Here is a 17,944-nt window from a genome sequence, read left to right on the forward strand (position 1 = left end):
CATAAAAAACGGGAACTCTCCTTTTGAGTGGATACAAAAAGGGGGGCACGTCAGGGATCATATAAGACTAGCCAGAATTTGCTCGGAAAAATCAAAGGAAGCCGCGATTGTCGACACAATCAGTTCGGTTTCAGTCTCACCGATTATACCGCTCAGGCCGCCAGAGCCAGTCTATGCCTTTTCCCGGCTCCAGCCCAACCCATCCCGAAGCCACACGCCACCAACATCGCCCAGATGAGCGTTAACGACTTCGTATCGTTCTCAGTATAAAGAAATTCTCGATTTACCCAATTCTTTCTAAAACTATCTCTAATATATCTCTGGAACAATCATGTTTTCCGGTGTGGGCTGCCGTTCATAATCTTCATGATAAACACGTGGTGGTAAAACGACTTCGGAATGAGCTATTATTTGATAAGGCACTTGTTGCAAAAGATGATTGATACAGTTCAGCCGCGCGCGCTTTTTATCAACAGCCTGTACAACCCACCATGGTGCTTCCGGAATACTTGAACGCTCCAGCATGATCTCTTTTGCTTTTGTATAGGCTTCCCACCGTTTCCTGCTTTCAAGATCCATGGGGCTTAGTTTCCACTGTTTCAAGGGGTCTTCAATACGCGCCTTGAACCGAGCCTCCTGTTCCTCATCGGTAATCGAAAACCAGTATTTGACTAATTTGATACCGCTTCTCACCAACATCCGTTCAAATTCTGGTACGGAGCGGAAGAATTCTTCATACTCGTCGTCCGAGCAAAAATTCATCACACGTTCTACGCCGGCACGGTTATACCAGCTTCGATCAAACAGAACCATTTCACCCGCGGCTGGCAGGTTGGCAACATAACGCTGAAAATACCATTGTGTTCGTTCGCGATCGGTTGGAGCAGGCAATGCCACCACGCGACAGATACGCGGATTCAGACGCTGCGTAATACGCTTGATAACTCCGCCTTTTCCAGCCGCATCACGGCCTTCAAAAAGAACAACAACCCGGTTGCCCGTTTGCTTGATCCAATCCTGCAGCTTTACAAGCTCACCCTGTAAACGGACCAGTTCACTGAAATATGTTTTCCGAAACGATGTTGAATATTCTGTTGTCTTGTCATCAGCATCGCCGTCCTCAAGCTCTAGTTCAAATTCTTCGTCCAGGTCATCAATAATTTCCTGCCTGATACGGATACGTTCCAGTTCAGCTGGAGAAAATCCACCTGGTGTCTTAGCCATTATCTTTACTCCCTGCCCAATTCCCAGTCAGCCAGCGCTGGAGAATAATAGGTCATTCCCAAACTAAAACTGGCATATTTTCTATGCAAAATCACCAACCCTGCATTTAAAAATGCCGATTTCATTAAAATACAACAATTAAAACATTGCGCTTACATTCAAGCTAAATATTACAGTGCGTGGAATGGTCGAAGTATCCGAATGGCTATTCGCCCCTTCCCCCACATTCAGTATATATTGTAGGCTTGGCTGAACCGAGCTCATTCCATTATAACTGACGTCCCGAAGGAGATTCTCTGAAGCTACTCCCCAGACCTTCTCAACATCATGAAGGCTAGCGGAACTTCGCTCCACCCCCCGCCACCTACATGGCGTGGGTGTCCTGGGATTATCCCGAGGATGACCTGATTGCTCTGCATCGGCAGGACAGTGCGGCCGATGATGCTGTCCCTGTGGATGTAGGGCTGAACCTGAATGCGTTGAATTTCCGTTATGTCATACCGCCGGTGAAAGGGGGCACCCCGCTCTGGCTGCCCAGCCGGGCATTTGATGATGGCCACAAAGTCTGTATCGCCTTCCGGCCGGGATCGGGCAGGGGGGAACTGCCCCCGCTCTTTGTGCTCGGGTCCGATGGCGTGCCGGAACTGGTCAATTACCGGGTGCGTCAGAACTGGATGATCGTGGATCGCCTGTTTGCCGCCGCTGAACTGCGGTTGGGCGATAAGCATTCCGAACGGCGGGGGCGCATCGTTCGCGCCGACGGACGGCCGTCATGACCGGGCAGGCACCCACAATGGGCGAAAATTCCGCAGGTGCTGCAACGCCGCCGCCCGATCTGCGTCTGCGGGCACCGGCCACGTGTCGTGCGGCTTTTCCGCACCGTGGTCTGGATGCTGGGAGGGGTCGGCATGGTGGCATTCGCGCTGGGCTATGCCCTTCAGGCCAGCCACCGGTCGCTATCCACGCCTACGGCGCAGGACACCGATGTCCGCCCCTCAGCCGACGGACTGACCGGACTGCCCTCCGATTATGTTGACAATTCCGTGTCGAACCTCGGGCCATCGTTGCCCGGTGATCTCGGGCGCGCCATCCTGCATGCGCAAGGGCAGGAGAAGGTGGCGTCCGGCACCGAAGACCACCGCGCCGCGCAGAGGTCGAGGCGGCGATCGCGAGCCGGCTGTTTATGCACACGGGGGAGCGTGACCGCGCCAGCGAACAGGCGACCCCGCCCGGGCCGGGTGCTCCGTCCTCTCAGAGGCGGGCGTCCACCACGGCCGGACCACAGGCGGGGAACATTGCCTTCCTGTAAGGACAACCCGATCGCGCGACGACCAGCCCCGATCGTATCATGCCGCTGGTCTCGCCCTGCCTCTTCCAGGCAGGTAACGGTGATCGCTGGTGCGCTGAAAACAAAAATCAGCTCCGACCGGCCAGGCCTGTCGTTCACCTTTCTGGTCGGGCACGACCTGTTACTCAAACCCTACCGGTATCAAGGACACATATGATGACGGATCTGAAAATCCGGGAGCTTCCCGATGAGAAACCGGTGAAAATGACCGTGGCGTTACCTCCCGATATCCATCGTGACCTGCTGGTCTATGCCGCACTTCTTTCTGGTAGCGGTGGGGCAATGGATCCGGAACGACTGATCGCCTCCATGCTTCGGCAGTTCATGATGGCAGACAAGGGGTTCGCCAGTGCACGGTGGCAGGCAAAAGCTGCATCATTGGAAAAGTAACCTTATGGCCGATGGGATTCGAGAGGCCGGGCGAAGGTTTGGGCGCAGGGATTCTCATTGTCAGGCCACCAGACAATGCCGAATGCCAGATGGGAGGAACCGCCCGAGTCACGGATTTCCATGATCGCGATGTCGTTACCATGCTGATCGCGGATCAGCGGCAACCACGGGGCGGGCAGCAGCGCGATGCCTTCTTTATTCTGGACGAGTGCGACAATCGGGCCAAGCCACACAGCGCAGGGCCGATCCGCCAAGCTTCCTCTTGCCTTCCATGATGTCCTGACATAAGTATAAATGCGAAGCATTCTCACTTTGTGAGTTGGAATTCAGGGCAGCGGCAGGTGAGTACGGCAATCTACAAACACAGTATGCAGGTGCACGGCGAAATGGTGAGCTATGCCTGGCGTCTGACGGGAAGTCGTGATCAGGCAGAAGAGGTTGTCCAGGAAGCTTATGTCCGGTTGGCCGAAGCAGCGGCAAAGCAGCTCTTAGAAAAGCCTGCGGCCTATCTGCGACGGGTTGTACATAATCTCGCCCTTGATCATATCAGGTCTCGGAAGCGGCGGGAGAGGCTCTTCGTCCCGGATACAGATACAAATCTGGCTGATATGGCATCGTCGGAAGCTTCGCCAGAACAACAGACACTCTCGCGTATGGAAATTTTCCGGCTTCAGGAGGCTTTGTCTGAATTGCCGGATAATATACGTATAGCCGTCGAGATGCACCGTCTGGGTGGCGCGAAATTACGGGAAATTGCTGAGGCGCTGGATGTCTCCACGACGCAGGCTCATTATTTCATACGTAAAGGTGTTGCGCACTGCCTAACGAAATTAGGCTGATTTTCTTTTATGCCAAGACGTTTTTCCCGGAAAAAACCAGCGTTCGATAGTCTTTTCATCATAAGAGGGAGATGGATCGGTCTACCTATGGATATGCTCTCCCGCATGTTTATTTGTGTTTGGGGGCTTCGTGGCGGAGACAGATGATCTGGAAAATCTGACGCCTGAAGAAAGCCAGGCGTTGGATTGGGCAATCTTGCTCCAGGAAGAGAGCGAAGATCAGACACTTCGTCAGGAATTTACCATCTGGTTACGAGCGACAGAGGAGAATGCACGGGCCTGGCGCAAAGTATCGCGGGTGTACGGTGGTATAGGCGAGACGACGCCTGTTTTTGAGGATATATGGCGTCCGGTTGTAGGCAAGGTTACGCCCACTGCTTCTGTCGTGTTGGTTGGCCGGCGAACTGTGTGTCGCAGGCCACTGTCACTGTATGGAGTAGCAGCCGTTGCTGCGGGCGTAGCGGTCGTTTGGTGCACTGTCAGGCCTGATGTGAGTCTGTTTTTGCAGGCGGATCAGATAACGGGTGTAGGGCAGATACGAACCGTGTCTCTACCTGACGGAAGCACGGTGACTCTTGCTCCCCGTTCTGCAATCGCTTTTACGTCCGACACGCATTCGCGCACTGTCCGGCTTCTGCGGGGGGAAGCGTGGTTTGATATACGACATTCCCCGGAGCGTCCTTTCCATGTCGTTGCACATGATCTGGACGTGATGGATATCGGTACGAGATTTGACGTGCAGGAAGCCCGACGGATAACAAAGATAGCGGTAGAAAGTGGCGCGGTGAAGGTCGCGTCTGTCAATCCGCCACCGATAGCCGAAGATCTTGTCGCCGGACAAACTGTTGCGATTTCTGCTGACCATGGTGTGAGACGAGGTAATGTCGATCCGACTATGATCGCGGGGTGGCGTGACGGGGTGCTTACTGTCCAGAATCAGACAGTTTCCGATGTCGTGGAGGCAATCCGCCCCTGGCACAGGGGAATACTCATTCTTCGGGGGAGGAGGCTCGGAGCCCGTCGCGTGACGGGTGTTTATGATCTTCGACATCCACAGGCAGCGATCGAGGCTTTGGCCGATGCCTATGGGATCAGAATCACCCGGCTGTCGCCCTGGCTTGTGATTCTGTCTGAAAACTGAAACCTTTCATTCAGCCTGTAATTTATTTTTCAGAATTTTCAAAAAAATACCTTCTCAACAGTCAGTAGAAACATGGGGCATGCAGTTGCGTCGCGTTCGTAAATAACTGGCAACGCAGCAAGCGCCATACGACGGTGCCATAGAGAAGGTAGTTATGTGATGGGTGTAAAGTCCGGCGACGCACGGATGCGGAAATATATTAGGAATTCAACAATTTTTTTTGTTACGTCGGTTATGAGTGGAATTGTGTTGTCGCCACTGCATGCACAGACCGCGATGCTGAAGGAGTTTCACATATCTGCGCAACCTTTGCCCGCTGCACTGACACAGTTTGGCCGGCAGGCTGGTTTGCAGGTGAGCATTCCGGCGTCACTGGCCGAAGGCAAGATGTCCCATGCCGTCAACGGAACATTGTCGCCTGCGCAGTCTCTGGCGCAAATTCTGAGTGGTACAGGCCTGACATATCGTATCAACGGTAATGTTGTAACTTTAATACCTACAGCTACAAATATCACGCTTGGTCCCGTGCGTGTTGGTGGAACTGCGATACACGAAAACCCTACGGGTCCGGGCGTTGGCTATGTTGCCGGAACCACCATGGCGGGGACGAAAACCGACACCCCTATAACAGAGATTCCGAATTCAATTTACGTCATTACCAAACAGCAAATGCTCGATCAGCAACCGCAGAGCGTACAGGAGGCATTGCGTTATACGCCTGGCATTTATACGGAACAGCTGGGCACTTACAGTAATGGATGCGCCAGTAAAGGGAGTTGCGGCGGAATTGTCCAGCGCGGCTTTGATACGTCCCAATTCATTGATGGATTGATGTCAGAATCCTATAGCGCGGGAGAGACGGCTTTCCTCGAACGGGTCGAAGCCGTGAACGGTCCGGCGTCGGTCATGTACGGGCAGACAACGCCGGGCGGTATGATCGACATGTCCCTGAAAAAACCAACAGATACACCATTGCACCAGGTAAGCGTAGGCTTTGGCAACTGGGGTCGTTACGAGGCAACATTCGATTATAGTGACAAAATTACGAAATCGGGTAACCTGCGTTACCGTATTGCGGCCATGGGGACGACACAGGGTACCCAGACCAATCATATCGATTATAAAAGGGTGGGCGTCCTTCCATCCATTACGTGGGACATAGATCAAAAAACGTCTCTTACATTGATAGGAAGTTATTTATATACGCCGGCGATGGGCACAAATTACATGCAATTTCCAGTGGAGGGCACGCTTTATGGTAGCCCTTACGGTAAAATTCCGCGAAGTCGCTTTGTCGGCAATACAAATTTCAATACTCAAGAGACCCGTGACGCGATGTTTGAATATCAGTTTCAACATCGTTTCAATCGTTACGTTAATTTCAGTCAGGTTTTCCGATGGGAGCAATCCACCAGAGATAATCGGACGATGATACTTGATGGTATGTATACGGATAGAATTGCAGCGCTTGATCCGTGGGAGATGCGTAATAAGAACACGGTAGCCGGGCTGGATACGCGTTTCCATGGAAAATTCAATATTGGAGAAGTGAACAATACTTGGGTTGTAGGGTCCGATTTCCGGCAGTACAATTATAAATGGAATGTCATCGCGGATAAAACACCTGGTTCTAACGGTTATCCGGGCGCGGAAGGGTATTATCTTGTGGATATTTTCAATCCTCAGAATGACTATATCCGCTGTGCTGATCTGAAGTCATCACAATGTGAAACATGGCATGGAAGTTATAATTACAGTTATTTTCAGGAGGGGGTATATTTTCAGGACCAGATTAAATGGAAAGGGTTATCTGTCTTGCTTGGGGGACGTCAGGATTGGGTCAATACTCATTATCACGGCATGGTTTACAGTAACAGAAACGCCGATCATAGCATTACCTTGACCCGTCTCAGTGCGGACCCCCGTCCGCAGACGGCGTTTACCTGGCGTGCTGGGCTTATATATAATTTCGCATTCGGTCTGGCGCCCTATTTCAGTTACTCGACATCTTTCATACCGCAGAGTGGGAGTGACTGGCAGGGCACGCCTCAACCGCCGCTCAAAGGGCAGCAGAAAGAAGTCGGCATCAAGTACAAGGTGCCTGGACGTGATATATTGATTACGGGTGCGGCCTATGACATCGATGAAACGAATTATCTGGTCACGGATTATCTCCATCCGGGTTATTCTGCCAATGCAGGGCGCGTCAACGCCAGAGGGTTCGAGGTCTCGGCCAATGCCAATCTGACACGTGACCTTCGTCTGATTGCGTCATATTCCTATAATTCCATGACGTATGCCCGTACCAATCTTACCGCCGCAGCCCAACTTCCGGACGGAGGATACGGTCCTGCCGCGTCAGAAAAAGGAAAGTATGTCGACGGAGTGCCTCGCAACATGTTTTCGTTTTTTCTCGACTATCGAATTCCCGGAAATATTGCGCCTGGTCTGTCTGTCAATGGCGGTATGCGTTATGTCGGCTTCACGTACAACGATGCCGTAAATACATTTAAAGTGCCGGCATATTATCTCTTCGATATCGGTATGCATTATGATTTCGGACAAAAAATTCGGTTTCTTAAAGGCTTGCAGGCGCAACTTGCCGTTTCTAACCTCACCAATAAATATTACGTTACGTCCTGTGGCGGAAATTATGCCTGTTACATTGGCCAGGGGCGACGAGTATATGGAAACCTGTCATATAGCTGGTGAAGCAGCGCAGACTATATAGTACATTTTTCCTTTCAGGTTCGGTATCTTCTCTTTTGTCCCAATACTACGCTCAAGGGCAGATCAGATGCCGATCCCGCGCACAGCCGACCGCCGGAAACGGAGGTTGAATTGTCCTTCCCGTTCACTCGGTTACACGGGGTCGTCATGTCAGATCCGTGACACAGGGATATACAGGAGTCTTTATAATATCTGTCATGATACGAAATGTGTCTGACAGGTCGCATGAGAGTATTTTATCCGGGTTATGACTGTCTGAGCACCATAATATTAATGGTCACTGTCAACGGGGCGTCTTCTCGCAAGAAATAATTGCGCCGAAGCGTGCCCCCGGCGCTGCGCTGTCGTCAGGCATCAGAGTGATCGTTACCAACGATGAAAAAGGTGCTTGCAATTATACCCTGTCACACTGTTGCGTCGTCCTCCCGCATTCTCAAATAATCTTGGAGATCTCCAGCGTCATCCGGCGTGTCACGCATGCCCGATCAAGCAGGACCGTTCCTTATTGGCAGGTCGTCCGAAAAAAAATTCTGAGTCCTTTGGAAAAAGAGCTCGTTCCCTCGTCTTACATAATGAGAAGCATAAGTTCGGTTTCCAATCAGGCATGGAACGTCCCGCTGCGCATAAGCGTAAGGATGAATGTCATGCGACTGGAAAAGCCGGAAAAGAACGGCGAGGGACGAGGTTTTGCGTATATTTTCCAGTTGCGACTTAATCTTACACGCATTTGTGAATCTGCGGTTTTCATGACCGTCCGTACCCTCCGTCGCTGGTTCTTGGTCCATAAATGGACGAGCCTGATCTGCACGCTGTTCCTGCTGATCGTGTGCGTAACCGGCCTGCCACTGCTGTTCTCCGAACAGATCTGGGACACGTTCGTCGGCGACGATGACCCGCCCTACGAGGTTCTGCCGCCCGGCACACCCAATGCCAGCCTCGATGTTATCGTGGAGAAGGCGAGGGCGCTTTACCCCGGTCAGATCATCACCAATGTGAATCCGGACGATGATGAACCGGCTGTTCTGATCTCGATGGCGCCAAGCTGGCAGGCGCTGAAGGACGACGAGAATTATCCGGACCGCAATTCCGGCCACTGGATCAAGTTCGATGCCCGTACGGCCAAGATGCTGGAGCAGTCACGTCCAGCCAATGCCCCCAAGGAGCCGCGCACCTGGACGGGTATCATCATGGGCATCTGCAATCGCCTGCATACCAGTCTGTTCGCGTATCTGCCCGGTCGCCTGTTTCTCGGCCTCATGGGCGGTATCTTTGTCGCCTCCCTGATCTCCGGCACGGTTCTGTATGGCCGGTTCATGAAGCGGCTGCCATTCGGCTCTGTGCGGCGGCATCGCGCGTCGCGCCTGACATGGCTGGACCTGCACAACCTGCTGGGGGCGGCCACACTGGTCTGGGCAACCGTGGTGGGCTTTACGGGACTGGTCAACGAACTCCAGACGCCGCTGTTCGGCCTGTGGCGCGTGACCGACGTGCGGCAGATTTTGCGTCCCTACGCCAATCTGCCCGTACCGTCGCAGGATCATCTGTCCTCCGTGCAGGCCGCATTCGACACGGCGGCCAAGGCAGCTCCCGGTAACGAGGTGACGGGCCTGTCCTTCCCCGGTGCGTCCTACGGCAGCCCGGTGCATTACGTGCTGTGGACGCACGGAGCGACCCCTCTGCGGGCGCGGCTGTTCACGCCGGTTCTGGTGGATGCCCGCACGGGCGAGCTGACCGGAGCTTACCCGATGCCGTGGTATCTGCGTTTTCTTGAAATCTCCCGCCCGCTGCATTTCGGTGATTACGGTGGCATGCCCTTGAAAATTCTCTGGGCTCTGCTCGATATCGTTGTGATCGGCGTGCTGGTCAGCGGTCTGGTGCTGTGGGCGTGCAAGCGGAAGATCGCCACCGATGCCCGACTGCGGGCACTGGGGTATGATCTGGATGACGCGGAGGGGGCGCCTGTTTCTGCCCTGACATCGGAGAGAGCCCGATGAACGCGGTCTCTCCCGAAAGCCCGACGCGGGCCTCGCCTGATGTGGGTCGTCGCGCGCCCATCGCCGTGTGGCCATGGCCAATTGCTTTAGGGCTGCTCACCACCTTTGGCCTGCTGTCCGCCCTGCTGGGCCAGCACGGCATCTGGCTGGCCCTCTCGTGGGCGGCCCTTTCCATTCCCCTTATCGTTACGGTCATTTGCCTGATCCGGGCATGGAGCCGACCGTCTTCCAAAGGAGGTCTCTCATGACCGATCTTGCTCCTATTTCCTTTTCTCCGTGGGAGATGTTCCTCAACGCCGGTCCGGTTGTCCGCTGCGTGATGATCCTGCTGGCTGTGGCCTCTTTGCTGACCTGGACCATCTTCATCGCCAAATCGGTCGAACTGCTGCGCGTGCGGATGAAGCTGACAAAAGCCGAACAGACGCTGGAGCAGGCCAATACGCTGGATCTCGGCGAGGAAGGCACCCGTCAGAACGGTATCACCCACACACTGGTCATGGCCGCCGAGACCGAACGCAAGCGGTCGCAGGACATTCCCGATGACAGCGAAGGCCTGAAGGAACGCATTGTCCTGCACCTCGAACGGCTGGAAGCCGCCGAAGGCCGCAGGCTGATGCGTGGTACCGGCGTGCTGGCCACCATTGGTGCAACCTCGCCCTTCATCGGTCTGTTCGGCACAGTCTGGGGCATCATGACCTCCTTTACCGGTATCGCGGCCAGCAAGGCGACCAGCCTCGCCGTGGTGGCTCCCGGTATCGCCGAAGCCCTTCTGGCAACGGCGTTGGGTCTGGTGGCCGCCATCCCGGCCGTGGTGATCTACAACCATCTTGCCCGCCAGACCGCCTCGTGCCGCGCACAGGTGGCGGACCTCACCGCGCTGGTCATGCGTCTTGTCTCGCGTGATCTGGGGCGCATGCAGGCGCTGACGGCCAGCGGGCAGGTGGTGCGGCTTGGCGCATCGCGCGACAGCCGCTCGGTGGCCGGGGAGTAAGCGGCATGATCTGCATCCGCCATACCGATGAGAACCCGCATGAGGCGAGCGAGATCAACGTCACCCCGTTCATCGACGTGATGCTGGTGCTGCTGGTGATCTTCATGGTCACCGCCCCGCTGACCACGGTGAACGTGCCGGTGGACCTGCCGTCCTCGACCGAAAAACCAACCCCACGCCCGGATGATCCGGTGTTCCTGACGGTGAAGGCCGATCATGGCCTGGCGCTGGGTGAGGATGACATCAGCACCGATGCACTTCCCGGCGCGCTGGAGGGTGCGACCAAGGGCAACAAGGACGAGCGAATCTTCCTGCGTGCCGACAAAACCGTGGATTACGGCACGCTGATGGGCGTGATGGATAGACTGCGGTCTGCCGGTTATCTCAAGGTCGCGCTCGTCAACCTTCAGGGGCAGGAAGAAGGCAGTGAAGCCGGGACGACGCCGGTTCCAGTGGGTGATGGCGCGCCCCTTGCCACACCGACTGCTCCCGCCGCGCCCATATCCGGAGCGACACCGTGAGCGGTACGGCGGACATGGCGACGACAGGGGCTACAGACGCCACGCAGGATGCGGCTTTGCCGTCCTTTGCCGACTGGCAGCGCGAACAACTCCTTCTGGCCCGGCGTGAGGACACGGTCAGGTGGGGCCTGTCCTTCCTTGCCGTGCTCGCCGTCAGTGGCGGGGCAGTCTGGTGGATCATGCGGCTGCCACCGCCGGTCATGGCCGTGCCTGAACCGCCACCGGCTGCGATCGCAATCGATATGGCCCCGGAACCGGTCTCCACACCGACCCCGCCGACTGATCTGCCACCGGGACCGCAGCAGACCCAGTCCATTCCGGATCCGGCCCCGGTCGAACCGCCAAAGATCACGGCTCCGCCGTCACCTGCGCCCAATCCGCCAATCCCGGTGCCCAAGCCCGAAAAGCCAAAGAAACTGGTCAAGAAGCACAAGCCGGTGCCGATGCTCAAAAAGCCGATCCCGGACAAGACGCCACCCGCCGAGGCGACCACAGCCCCGCCATCCTCTGAAGCGCCGCCAGCGCCCGCACAGGCAGCACCTGCACCGGGTGCTTCGTCGTCCAAGGCATCGCATGATCCAGTGACCTGGCAGGGGGCTTTGCTGGCGCAACTCGAAAAGTTCAAGCGCTATCCGTCCGACGCCATGGCCGACCATCAGGAAGGCGTGCCGACCGTGACCTTCTCCATGGACCGCAAAGGCCATGTGCTTTCGGTCACGCTGGCCAGCTCCTCCGGCCATCCTCTGCTGGATCAGGAAGCCATCGCCCTGCCCAAACGCGCCCAGCCGCTGCCCATCCCGCCGGACAGTGTCGCGGGGGATCCCATAACCCTGACCGTGCCCGTCGAGTTCTACATTCATTCCGGTGGGAACTGAGGTTCCTGCCGTTTCCTTATCTCTGATCGTGACAGGATCAAACCCATGCTTACCTTTTCCGAACATCGTCGTTCGCCGCCAGCCGTGAACCAGATCCGCCCCGGCATGGGCGCCAGCCGCAGCGCCGTGCGCAGCCTGGAAGAACGCTGCGAGGAGGTCGGCATCAAAATGACCGATCTACGGCGCATCCTGTTTCACGGCATTCTGGAAGCCGGACCACGCGCGACGGCGGTGGAGATATGGAAAACGCTCAGCAAAATGCTGGAGCACGGGCACGCACCCTCGCAGGGGTCGATCCAGCGCAATCTGAATCTGTTTGTGGAACGGGGTATCCTGCGCCGCGATGTCACGCCCGACCGGCAATGGCTCTACAGTGTGGCCATCGAACGCAAGGCAGCGCTCGCGATTACCTTTGTGGAGGCCGGGACCGGACGGAAGATCGCCTGCAATGCCCCGGAAGTGGTCAGGGTATTACGCCGGGTCGCGGCTGAGCACGGACTGGCCGTGCAGGGAGCCGCCATCACGGTCACGTCGTCAGCCAGCGCGTCATGATGAACAGGATAGGGGGCGAAATATTTTTTCGCCCTTTTTTTGAAAAAAATGCCCGCATCGATCGTCTTATAGAGTGAGCCCTCCCGCAGGGACGGGACATCTTCCTTGAAATTCATCGCCTGGTTTGTCCATCGTCCAGTGGCGACAACGCTGCTGCTGGTCTCCGCCGTGCTGTCGGGGCTGATGGCGTTGCCCCATCTGCCGGTTTCCGACCTGCCCGATGTCGACCTGCCGGTGATCTCTGTCTCCGCCTCCAATGCTGGCGGCTCGCCTGAGGTCATGGCCCGCACGGTGGCAGCACCCCTGGAGCGCCATCTGGGCAATATCGCCGGTGTGACGCAGATGCAGTCCACCTCCACGCGGGGCGAGACCTCCATCTCGCTGGGGTTTGAGCTGGGGCGTGACCTCAATGGGGCCGCGCGCGATGTGGAAGCCGCGATAAGGGCAGCGCGGCGCGATCTGCCGACCACGCCGGGGTCGGACCCGGGCTACCATCGCGCCAACCCCAATGCGACGCCGGTGCTGATCCTTGCCGTGACACCGGGCATGCAGTCCATGTCCCGCCTGTATGATCTGGTGAACACCACTCTGCGACCCATGCTGCTGCAGGTGCCGGGGGTGGGGGATGTGACGCTCATGGGCAGCTCGGCCCCCGCCGTGCGGGTGGAAATGAACCCTCTGCTGTTCTTCAAATACGGCATGGGGTTCGAGAACCTGCGCGCAGCTCTGGCTTCGGCCAATGCCCATACGCCAAAGGGTGTGATCGATATGGCCGGGCAGCGCTACCAGTTGGCCGTGAACGATCAGGCCGACCATGCCGCAGCCTACCGGGATCTGGTCATCGCATATAAAAACGGACGCCCTATCCGGCTGCGTGACGTCGCGACCGTCACCGACAGCATGCAGGACGTGAACGCCGCCGCGTTCTTTGATGGAAAGCCGGCGTTGACCCTGATGGTGCGTGCCCAGCCGGAGGCCAATCTGGTCGGCATTGTTGATGCGGTAAAAGCGCGACTGCCACAGTTGCGGACACTGATGCCGCCGGGGGCGGATATTGCGGTGGCGCGGGATGGCTCGGCCGTGATCCGGTCCTCCCTGCACCATACGCTGGTGACGCTGCTGGCGTCCTGCGGGCTGGCGCTGGTCGTGGTCTGGGTGTTCCTGCGCTCATGGACCGCCTCGGTCGCGGCGGCGATCATCGTGCCGTGCTGCCTGGTCGCCAGTCTCGGCCCAATGCATCTGGCGGGGTTCGGGCTGGACAATCTCTCGCTCATGGCGCTGACGGTGGTCACGGGACTGGTGGTGGATGACGCCATCGTGGTGATCGAGAACATCATCCGCATGCGCGAGCGCGGGCTTTCCATCGACGAGGCGGCCATTGTCGGTGCCAGCGAGGTGGCGTTCACGCTGCTGTCCATTACCGTCTCGGTGCTGGCGGTGTTCCTGCCCATCGGTTTTGCCCCCGGTCTGACGGGACGGCTGTTCCGGGAGTTCGCGGGCACAGTGGGTATCACTGTCACGGTGTCGCTGGTTCTGTCCTGCGTGGTCACGCCGTGTCTGACGGCGCTGTGCATGCGCTTTGCCGAAGGGAAAAGGCCGGAGCAGGTCGAACAGAACCTTACCCCAGTCAGCAGAGATCATGGCGGTGCCGCCGCTTTCCTCGCTCATGAGAAACACGGCGGCGGCCTGTATCGCCGCACGTTGGACGTCTGCCTGAGCCATCCCGGCAAGACGGCACTGCTGCTGCCACTGACCCTGCTGGCGACCGGTTTTCTGTTCCTGCGTATGCCAAAGGTCGTATTTCCGCGTCAGGATATCGGCATCGTCTCAGGCGGCTCGCGGGGAAGTGGCAGTTCTCTTGCCCAGACCAAGGAGCGGCTAGAACACTTCAGCAAAGTGCTGCTGGAAGACCCGGCCGTCAGTCATGTCATTGCCTATCTCGATACCAGCGAAGGCTCCAGCCACGGTATGGTGTTCGCCACGCTGCGCGATCTGTCCACCGGACGAGCCTCCGGGGCAGAAGTGGCGGCCCGCGTGGTGGCCCGGATGGGGAAAGACATTCACGCCGAATATCATGCCCAGGCGCCCGGCAACATCATGATGCGGGTCGGCTCGAACAGCAGCGGGGTGAGCTACATCCTGCGAAGCGAGGACGACCGGCTGCTGGGACCGGCGACACGCAGGCTGGCGAAAGCCCTGCGGCATCGTCCCGAATTCAGGGACGTGGACCCGGATGTCGATCCGCCGGGGCAGGGGATCACGCTTACCATTGATCGCGATACCGCTGCCCGTGTCGGGGTGACACCACAGGTGATCGGCAACACCCTGTCCGATGCGCTCGGCCAGACCACGGCCTCGGTCGTCTACACCGCACATGGGCAGTATAACGTGGTGCTGACGGTGGAAAACCGCTTTCAGCAGGACCCGGAAATCCTGAGGCAGTTCTGGGTCAGCCCGTCCGGTGGGTCTGCTTCAGGTAGTTCGGCGTCGAACACCATCCGGGTGGTCACGTCGGCCACAACCAGCACCACAACCAGCACCACAACCTCAACCGGTGCGACGGCATTCAGAAACCAGATCGCCAATTCTCTGGCGGGCGGGGCGAATGCCTCGACCGGTTCGGCCGTGGCGACCGGGGCGGAGACGCTGGTGCCATTGTCGGTGGTCGCCCGCATCACCCCCAGCCTAGACCCGGTGGCGGTCACCCATATCGGCTACGCCAGTTCCGCCTCGCTGGCGCTGGAACTGGCCCCCGGCGTCAGCCTGTCACAGGTGCAGACGATCATCGATCAGGAGTGGCGAAGCCTGCACCTGCCGGAGACTATCAACGGGGAGTTGCAGAGCGATGAAGGGGACGTCGGCAGGAGCACGCATGACAGCGAGATTCTGATTATCGGTGCGGTGCTGGCCGTCTATCTGACATTGGGGATGCTCTATGAAAGCTTGTGGCATCCGCTCACCATTCTTTCCACCATCCCCTCGGCCGGGATCGGGGCGGTGGTCGCACTCGACCTGTTTGGCCTGCCGTTCTCCGGCATGGCGGTTATCGCCATGCTGCTGCTGACGGGCATCTCGCTGAAAAACGCCATCCTGCTGGTGGATTTCGCCATCTATGCCGAGCGAGAACGCGGCCTGACGCCACGGGATGCGATCCGCGAGGCGTGTCTGCTGCGCCTGCGGCCCATCGTCATGACCACCTTTGCCGCCGCCCTTGGTGCGTTGCCACTCGTGCTGATGGGCGGATACGGCATGGAACTGCGCCAGCCTCTGGGCATTGCGCTGATCGGTGGCTTGCTCGTCAGTCAGGCACAGACCATGTTCACGACACCGGCGCTTTATCTGTTGGTGAGCAAGGGAAGTATCCGTTTGGAAGGACACAAAAGACAGTAGTGTAGAGACTGGAGCAGGTGGCAAGACGAACATCCTGCCCATTTTTATAGGGTTGAAAAAAGCTGTGCTGATATGCGCGAGATCGCTCACGTGGAAACCGATACCCTCTTCTTTCAGTCTTGAAATTGCGATCTATTATCAATAACATTGAGTGTGCTTTGGTATGTCGGATTCTGTGAGTGCTGGAACGGAATGCAGTGGCAAGCGACGAAACAATTCTTTCAGTCTATCTGGACAACAGGCTTCGTTTCCTGAATCTTGCTACCAGAATTGTCGGTTCCCGCACAAAAGCCGAAGACATTGTGCAGGATGCGTTCGTCAATGTGTCGCAGGCGGTCAGCAGCGGCACGACCGTCATCAGTCCTCTCTTTTACTTCATACAAATCGTACGGCGGCTTTCTCTTGATCATATGCGTTCGGGTAAAGTCAGATTTGAACAGACACATACGGAGCAGGCGCTCGCGGCACTCTCCGTGGATTATCGCACTCCCGAAGATTCCGCTCTCTCCCGGTCGCAACTCGCCATTATTGCGTCTGTTCTGGATACGTTGCCGAAGCGGACACGCATAGCTTTCGAAATGCAGAGATTCGGTGGGTACAAGCTGCGCGAAATCGCTGATGTTCTCGACATCTCCATAGGACGAGCGGCTCAACTGATCGCAGACGCGTTCAGAGAATGTAAAGACGCTCTTGACGAGGAGAAATCTCGGATGAAAACAGACACCACCCCTTGAAAACACGACCTCCCATCCGTCACATGACAGGGCATGCCATCAGAATGTGGCGTAAGCTCATTTTTCCATGGGGATTCCATGAACGTATCCTCGACCGACGATGATCGGCAGGCAGTCTCGGAGGCGACTGAATTTCTGGTTCTGCTTCTGGACGACCCGGAAAATGCATCGCTCCACATGAAAATTCAGCGGTGGAGGAAAGCCGACACCGCACATGATGCGGCGTGGCGCAGCATGGTGGATGTCTGGCATCTGACAGGAGATATCGGGCCAGTTCTTCTGCCGCTCGAAAAAGCGTCCATCAGTCCCGCAAGAAGCCCTGTTTTCACCCCCCGTCGTGTTGTTGCTGTTGCCAGCGCCCTGTGCGCGGTGGGCTTCGCTTTTGTGTTCAGAAACGATATCCGTCTTGCTGTTCTTTCGGATTATCGGACAGGAACAGCCGAGAACCGCATGATCGAGCTACCTGACGGCAGCACCGCGACACTGGGCGCGCGTTCGGCCATAGCTCTTCATTACACATCCGGGCAACGACAGATCAACGTTCTGGCCGGCGAGGTGTTTTTTAATGTGCGCCATGACGTCATTCATCCTTTTGTCGTTCAGGCCGGCCAGATGACGGCGCGTGACATCGGCACACGCTTCGATGTCAATAAAAGCGATGCCCGGATCGACGTGGCCGTTAATGAGGGGTGTATTGGTCTTGACTATGGCAATCAGGGCGCGATGACCGAACGGCATATGCGCGCCGGAGATCGGGTCTCGATCGATGTGCGGTCAGGGGCAGTCGCACAGTTCCACGTGAATCCGGCCGAGATAGGCTCCTGGCAGGAGAAACGCCTGACCGTCAGTGATGCAACGGTTCAATCCGTGGTGGAAAACCTGCGTCGCTATTATCCGGGCTTTATAGTTGTCTACGGTTCAGGTCTCGATACGATCCATGTTGCCGGATCATATGACCTGACGGACATACCGGGTGCCCTGAAAGCCGTAGCCGCTCCCGCTCATGTTGCCATCAGAGAAATAGGTTCCCGTGTTTTGCTGGTCGGTGCAAAACCATCGTGATCAGGGCCAACAGGAGACTAGTCCACCACATAACCGGCCCAGCCACGACACCGCATTTTTTTCCCAGGCCCCTATAAAAAAATCGCCCTCGTTCTTCTTGTAATTATGCGAATGATAATTGATCGCATATTTATGAGGCATTCGGAAAAAAAG

General features: G+C 56.8%; 14 protein-coding genes and 3 pseudogenes. 15 read left to right on the plus strand and 2 right to left on the minus strand.

Translation table 11 applies throughout. The features are described 5' to 3' along the window. Positions 1-309: 309 nt before the first annotated feature. Complete coding sequence (gene ppk2 / locus ABF990_RS09375) at positions 310-1,224, minus strand: polyphosphate kinase 2 (protein ID WP_415506568.1); 915 nt, start codon at positions 1,222-1,224, stop codon at positions 310-312. Between the two features lie 334 nt (positions 1,225-1,558). Between ppk2 and ABF990_RS09380 the strand changes: the two are divergent. The 3 genes and pseudogenes from ABF990_RS09380 to ABF990_RS09390 form a co-directional block, all read left to right on the plus strand. Next, positions 1,559-2,000: pseudogene (locus ABF990_RS09380) on the plus strand (TrbG/VirB9 family P-type conjugative transfer protein); the annotation flags it as partial. Beyond that, positions 1,997-2,687: pseudogene (locus ABF990_RS09385) on the plus strand (conjugal transfer protein TrbI); the annotation flags it as partial. The pseudogenes ABF990_RS09380 and ABF990_RS09385, both read left to right, overlap by 4 nt. Before the next feature lie 41 nt (positions 2,688-2,728). Beyond that, positions 2,729-2,962 (plus strand): DUF2274 domain-containing protein, encoded by a 234-nt coding sequence (locus ABF990_RS09390; protein WP_415506584.1) that lies wholly within the window; start codon positions 2,729-2,731, stop codon positions 2,960-2,962. A 2-nt stretch (positions 2,963-2,964) separates the two neighbouring features. Here ABF990_RS09390 and ABF990_RS09395 read toward each other — a convergent pair. After that, positions 2,965-3,180 (minus strand): annotated as a pseudogene (locus ABF990_RS09395) (LysR family transcriptional regulator); the annotation flags it as partial. A 123-nt stretch (positions 3,181-3,303) separates the two neighbouring features. On the opposite strand from ABF990_RS09395, the gene ABF990_RS09400 reads away from it, so the two are divergent. From ABF990_RS09400 to ABF990_RS09455, 12 genes are all read left to right on the plus strand, one after another. Next, positions 3,304-3,801 carry a sigma-70 family RNA polymerase sigma factor gene (locus ABF990_RS09400; RefSeq protein WP_415506569.1) on the plus strand — a complete coding sequence of 166 codons (498 nt, stop codon included), beginning with the start codon at positions 3,304-3,306 and terminating at the stop codon, positions 3,799-3,801. A 130-nt stretch (positions 3,802-3,931) separates the two neighbouring features. Continuing rightward, the gene (locus ABF990_RS09405) at positions 3,932-4,942 is read left to right on the plus strand and encodes a FecR family protein (protein WP_415506570.1); all 1,011 of its coding nucleotides are present in this window, start codon (positions 3,932-3,934) and stop codon (positions 4,940-4,942) included. A 234-nt stretch (positions 4,943-5,176) separates the two neighbouring features. After that, positions 5,177-7,654, plus strand: a complete 2,478-nt coding sequence (locus ABF990_RS09410) for a TonB-dependent siderophore receptor (protein ID WP_415506571.1) — start codon at positions 5,177-5,179, stop codon at positions 7,652-7,654. Between the two features lie 794 nt (positions 7,655-8,448). Beyond that, a complete protein-coding gene (locus ABF990_RS09415; RefSeq protein ID WP_415506572.1) occupies positions 8,449-9,666 on the plus strand; it encodes a PepSY-associated TM helix domain-containing protein in 1,218 nt (405 codons plus the stop codon). After that, positions 9,663-9,914, plus strand: coding sequence for a hypothetical protein (locus ABF990_RS09420; RefSeq protein WP_415506573.1), 252 nt, complete (start codon positions 9,663-9,665; stop codon positions 9,912-9,914). Before ABF990_RS09415 ends, ABF990_RS09420 begins: the two co-directional genes overlap by 4 nt. After that, a complete protein-coding gene (gene exbB, locus ABF990_RS09425) occupies positions 9,911-10,657 on the plus strand; it encodes a tonB-system energizer ExbB (protein ID WP_415506574.1) in 747 nt (248 codons plus the stop codon). The genes ABF990_RS09420 and exbB overlap by 4 nt, the downstream gene beginning before the upstream one ends. Positions 10,658-10,662: 5 nt before the next feature. Then, positions 10,663-11,178 (plus strand): TonB system transport protein ExbD, encoded by a 516-nt coding sequence (gene exbD, locus ABF990_RS09430; RefSeq protein ID WP_415506575.1) that lies wholly within the window; start codon positions 10,663-10,665, stop codon positions 11,176-11,178. Further along, positions 11,175-12,053, plus strand: a complete 879-nt coding sequence (locus ABF990_RS09435; protein WP_415506576.1) for an energy transducer TonB family protein — start codon at positions 11,175-11,177, stop codon at positions 12,051-12,053. The genes exbD and ABF990_RS09435 overlap by 4 nt, the downstream gene beginning before the upstream one ends. Before the next feature lie 45 nt (positions 12,054-12,098). Next, on the plus strand, positions 12,099-12,605 hold the full coding sequence (locus ABF990_RS09440) for a Fur family transcriptional regulator (RefSeq protein ID WP_415506577.1): 507 nt from the start codon (positions 12,099-12,101) through the stop codon (positions 12,603-12,605). 105 nt (positions 12,606-12,710) lie between these two features. Then, complete coding sequence (locus ABF990_RS09445; RefSeq protein ID WP_415506578.1) at positions 12,711-15,995, plus strand: efflux RND transporter permease subunit; 3,285 nt, start codon at positions 12,711-12,713, stop codon at positions 15,993-15,995. 197 nt (positions 15,996-16,192) lie between these two features. Next, positions 16,193-16,729, plus strand: coding sequence for a sigma-70 family RNA polymerase sigma factor (locus ABF990_RS09450; protein WP_415506579.1), 537 nt, complete (start codon positions 16,193-16,195; stop codon positions 16,727-16,729). A gap of 78 nt (positions 16,730-16,807) precedes the next feature. Continuing rightward, positions 16,808-17,791, plus strand: a complete 984-nt coding sequence (locus tag ABF990_RS09455; protein WP_415506580.1) for a FecR family protein — start codon at positions 16,808-16,810, stop codon at positions 17,789-17,791. Positions 17,792-17,944: the final 153 nt, after the last annotated feature.

The organism is Acetobacter sp. (assembly GCF_047723915.1).
In the GTDB taxonomy this organism is placed as follows: Bacteria; Pseudomonadota; Alphaproteobacteria; order Acetobacterales; family Acetobacteraceae; genus Acetobacter.

What these genes read in the sequence shown, in the direction of transcription:
- exbB (WP_415506574.1), top strand. Translation starts at nt 9,911, where the DNA reads ATGACCGATCTTGCTCCTATTTCCTTTTCTCCGTGGGAGATGTTCCTC.
- ABF990_RS09455 (WP_415506580.1), top strand. Translation starts at nt 16,808, where the DNA reads ATGAACGTATCCTCGACCGACGATGATCGGCAGGCAGTCTCGGAGGCG.
- ABF990_RS09440 (WP_415506577.1), top strand. Translation starts at nt 12,099, where the DNA reads ATGCTTACCTTTTCCGAACATCGTCGTTCGCCGCCAGCCGTGAACCAG.
- ABF990_RS09390 (WP_415506584.1), top strand. Translation starts at nt 2,729, where the DNA reads ATGACGGATCTGAAAATCCGGGAGCTTCCCGATGAGAAACCGGTGAAA.
- exbD (WP_415506575.1), top strand. Translation starts at nt 10,663, where the DNA reads ATGATCTGCATCCGCCATACCGATGAGAACCCGCATGAGGCGAGCGAG.
- ppk2 (WP_415506568.1), bottom strand. Translation starts at nt 1,224, where the DNA reads ATGGCTAAGACACCAGGTGGATTTTCTCCAGCTGAACTGGAACGTATC.
- ABF990_RS09410 (WP_415506571.1), top strand. Translation starts at nt 5,177, where the DNA reads ATGAGTGGAATTGTGTTGTCGCCACTGCATGCACAGACCGCGATGCTG.
- ABF990_RS09420 (WP_415506573.1), top strand. Translation starts at nt 9,663, where the DNA reads ATGAACGCGGTCTCTCCCGAAAGCCCGACGCGGGCCTCGCCTGATGTG.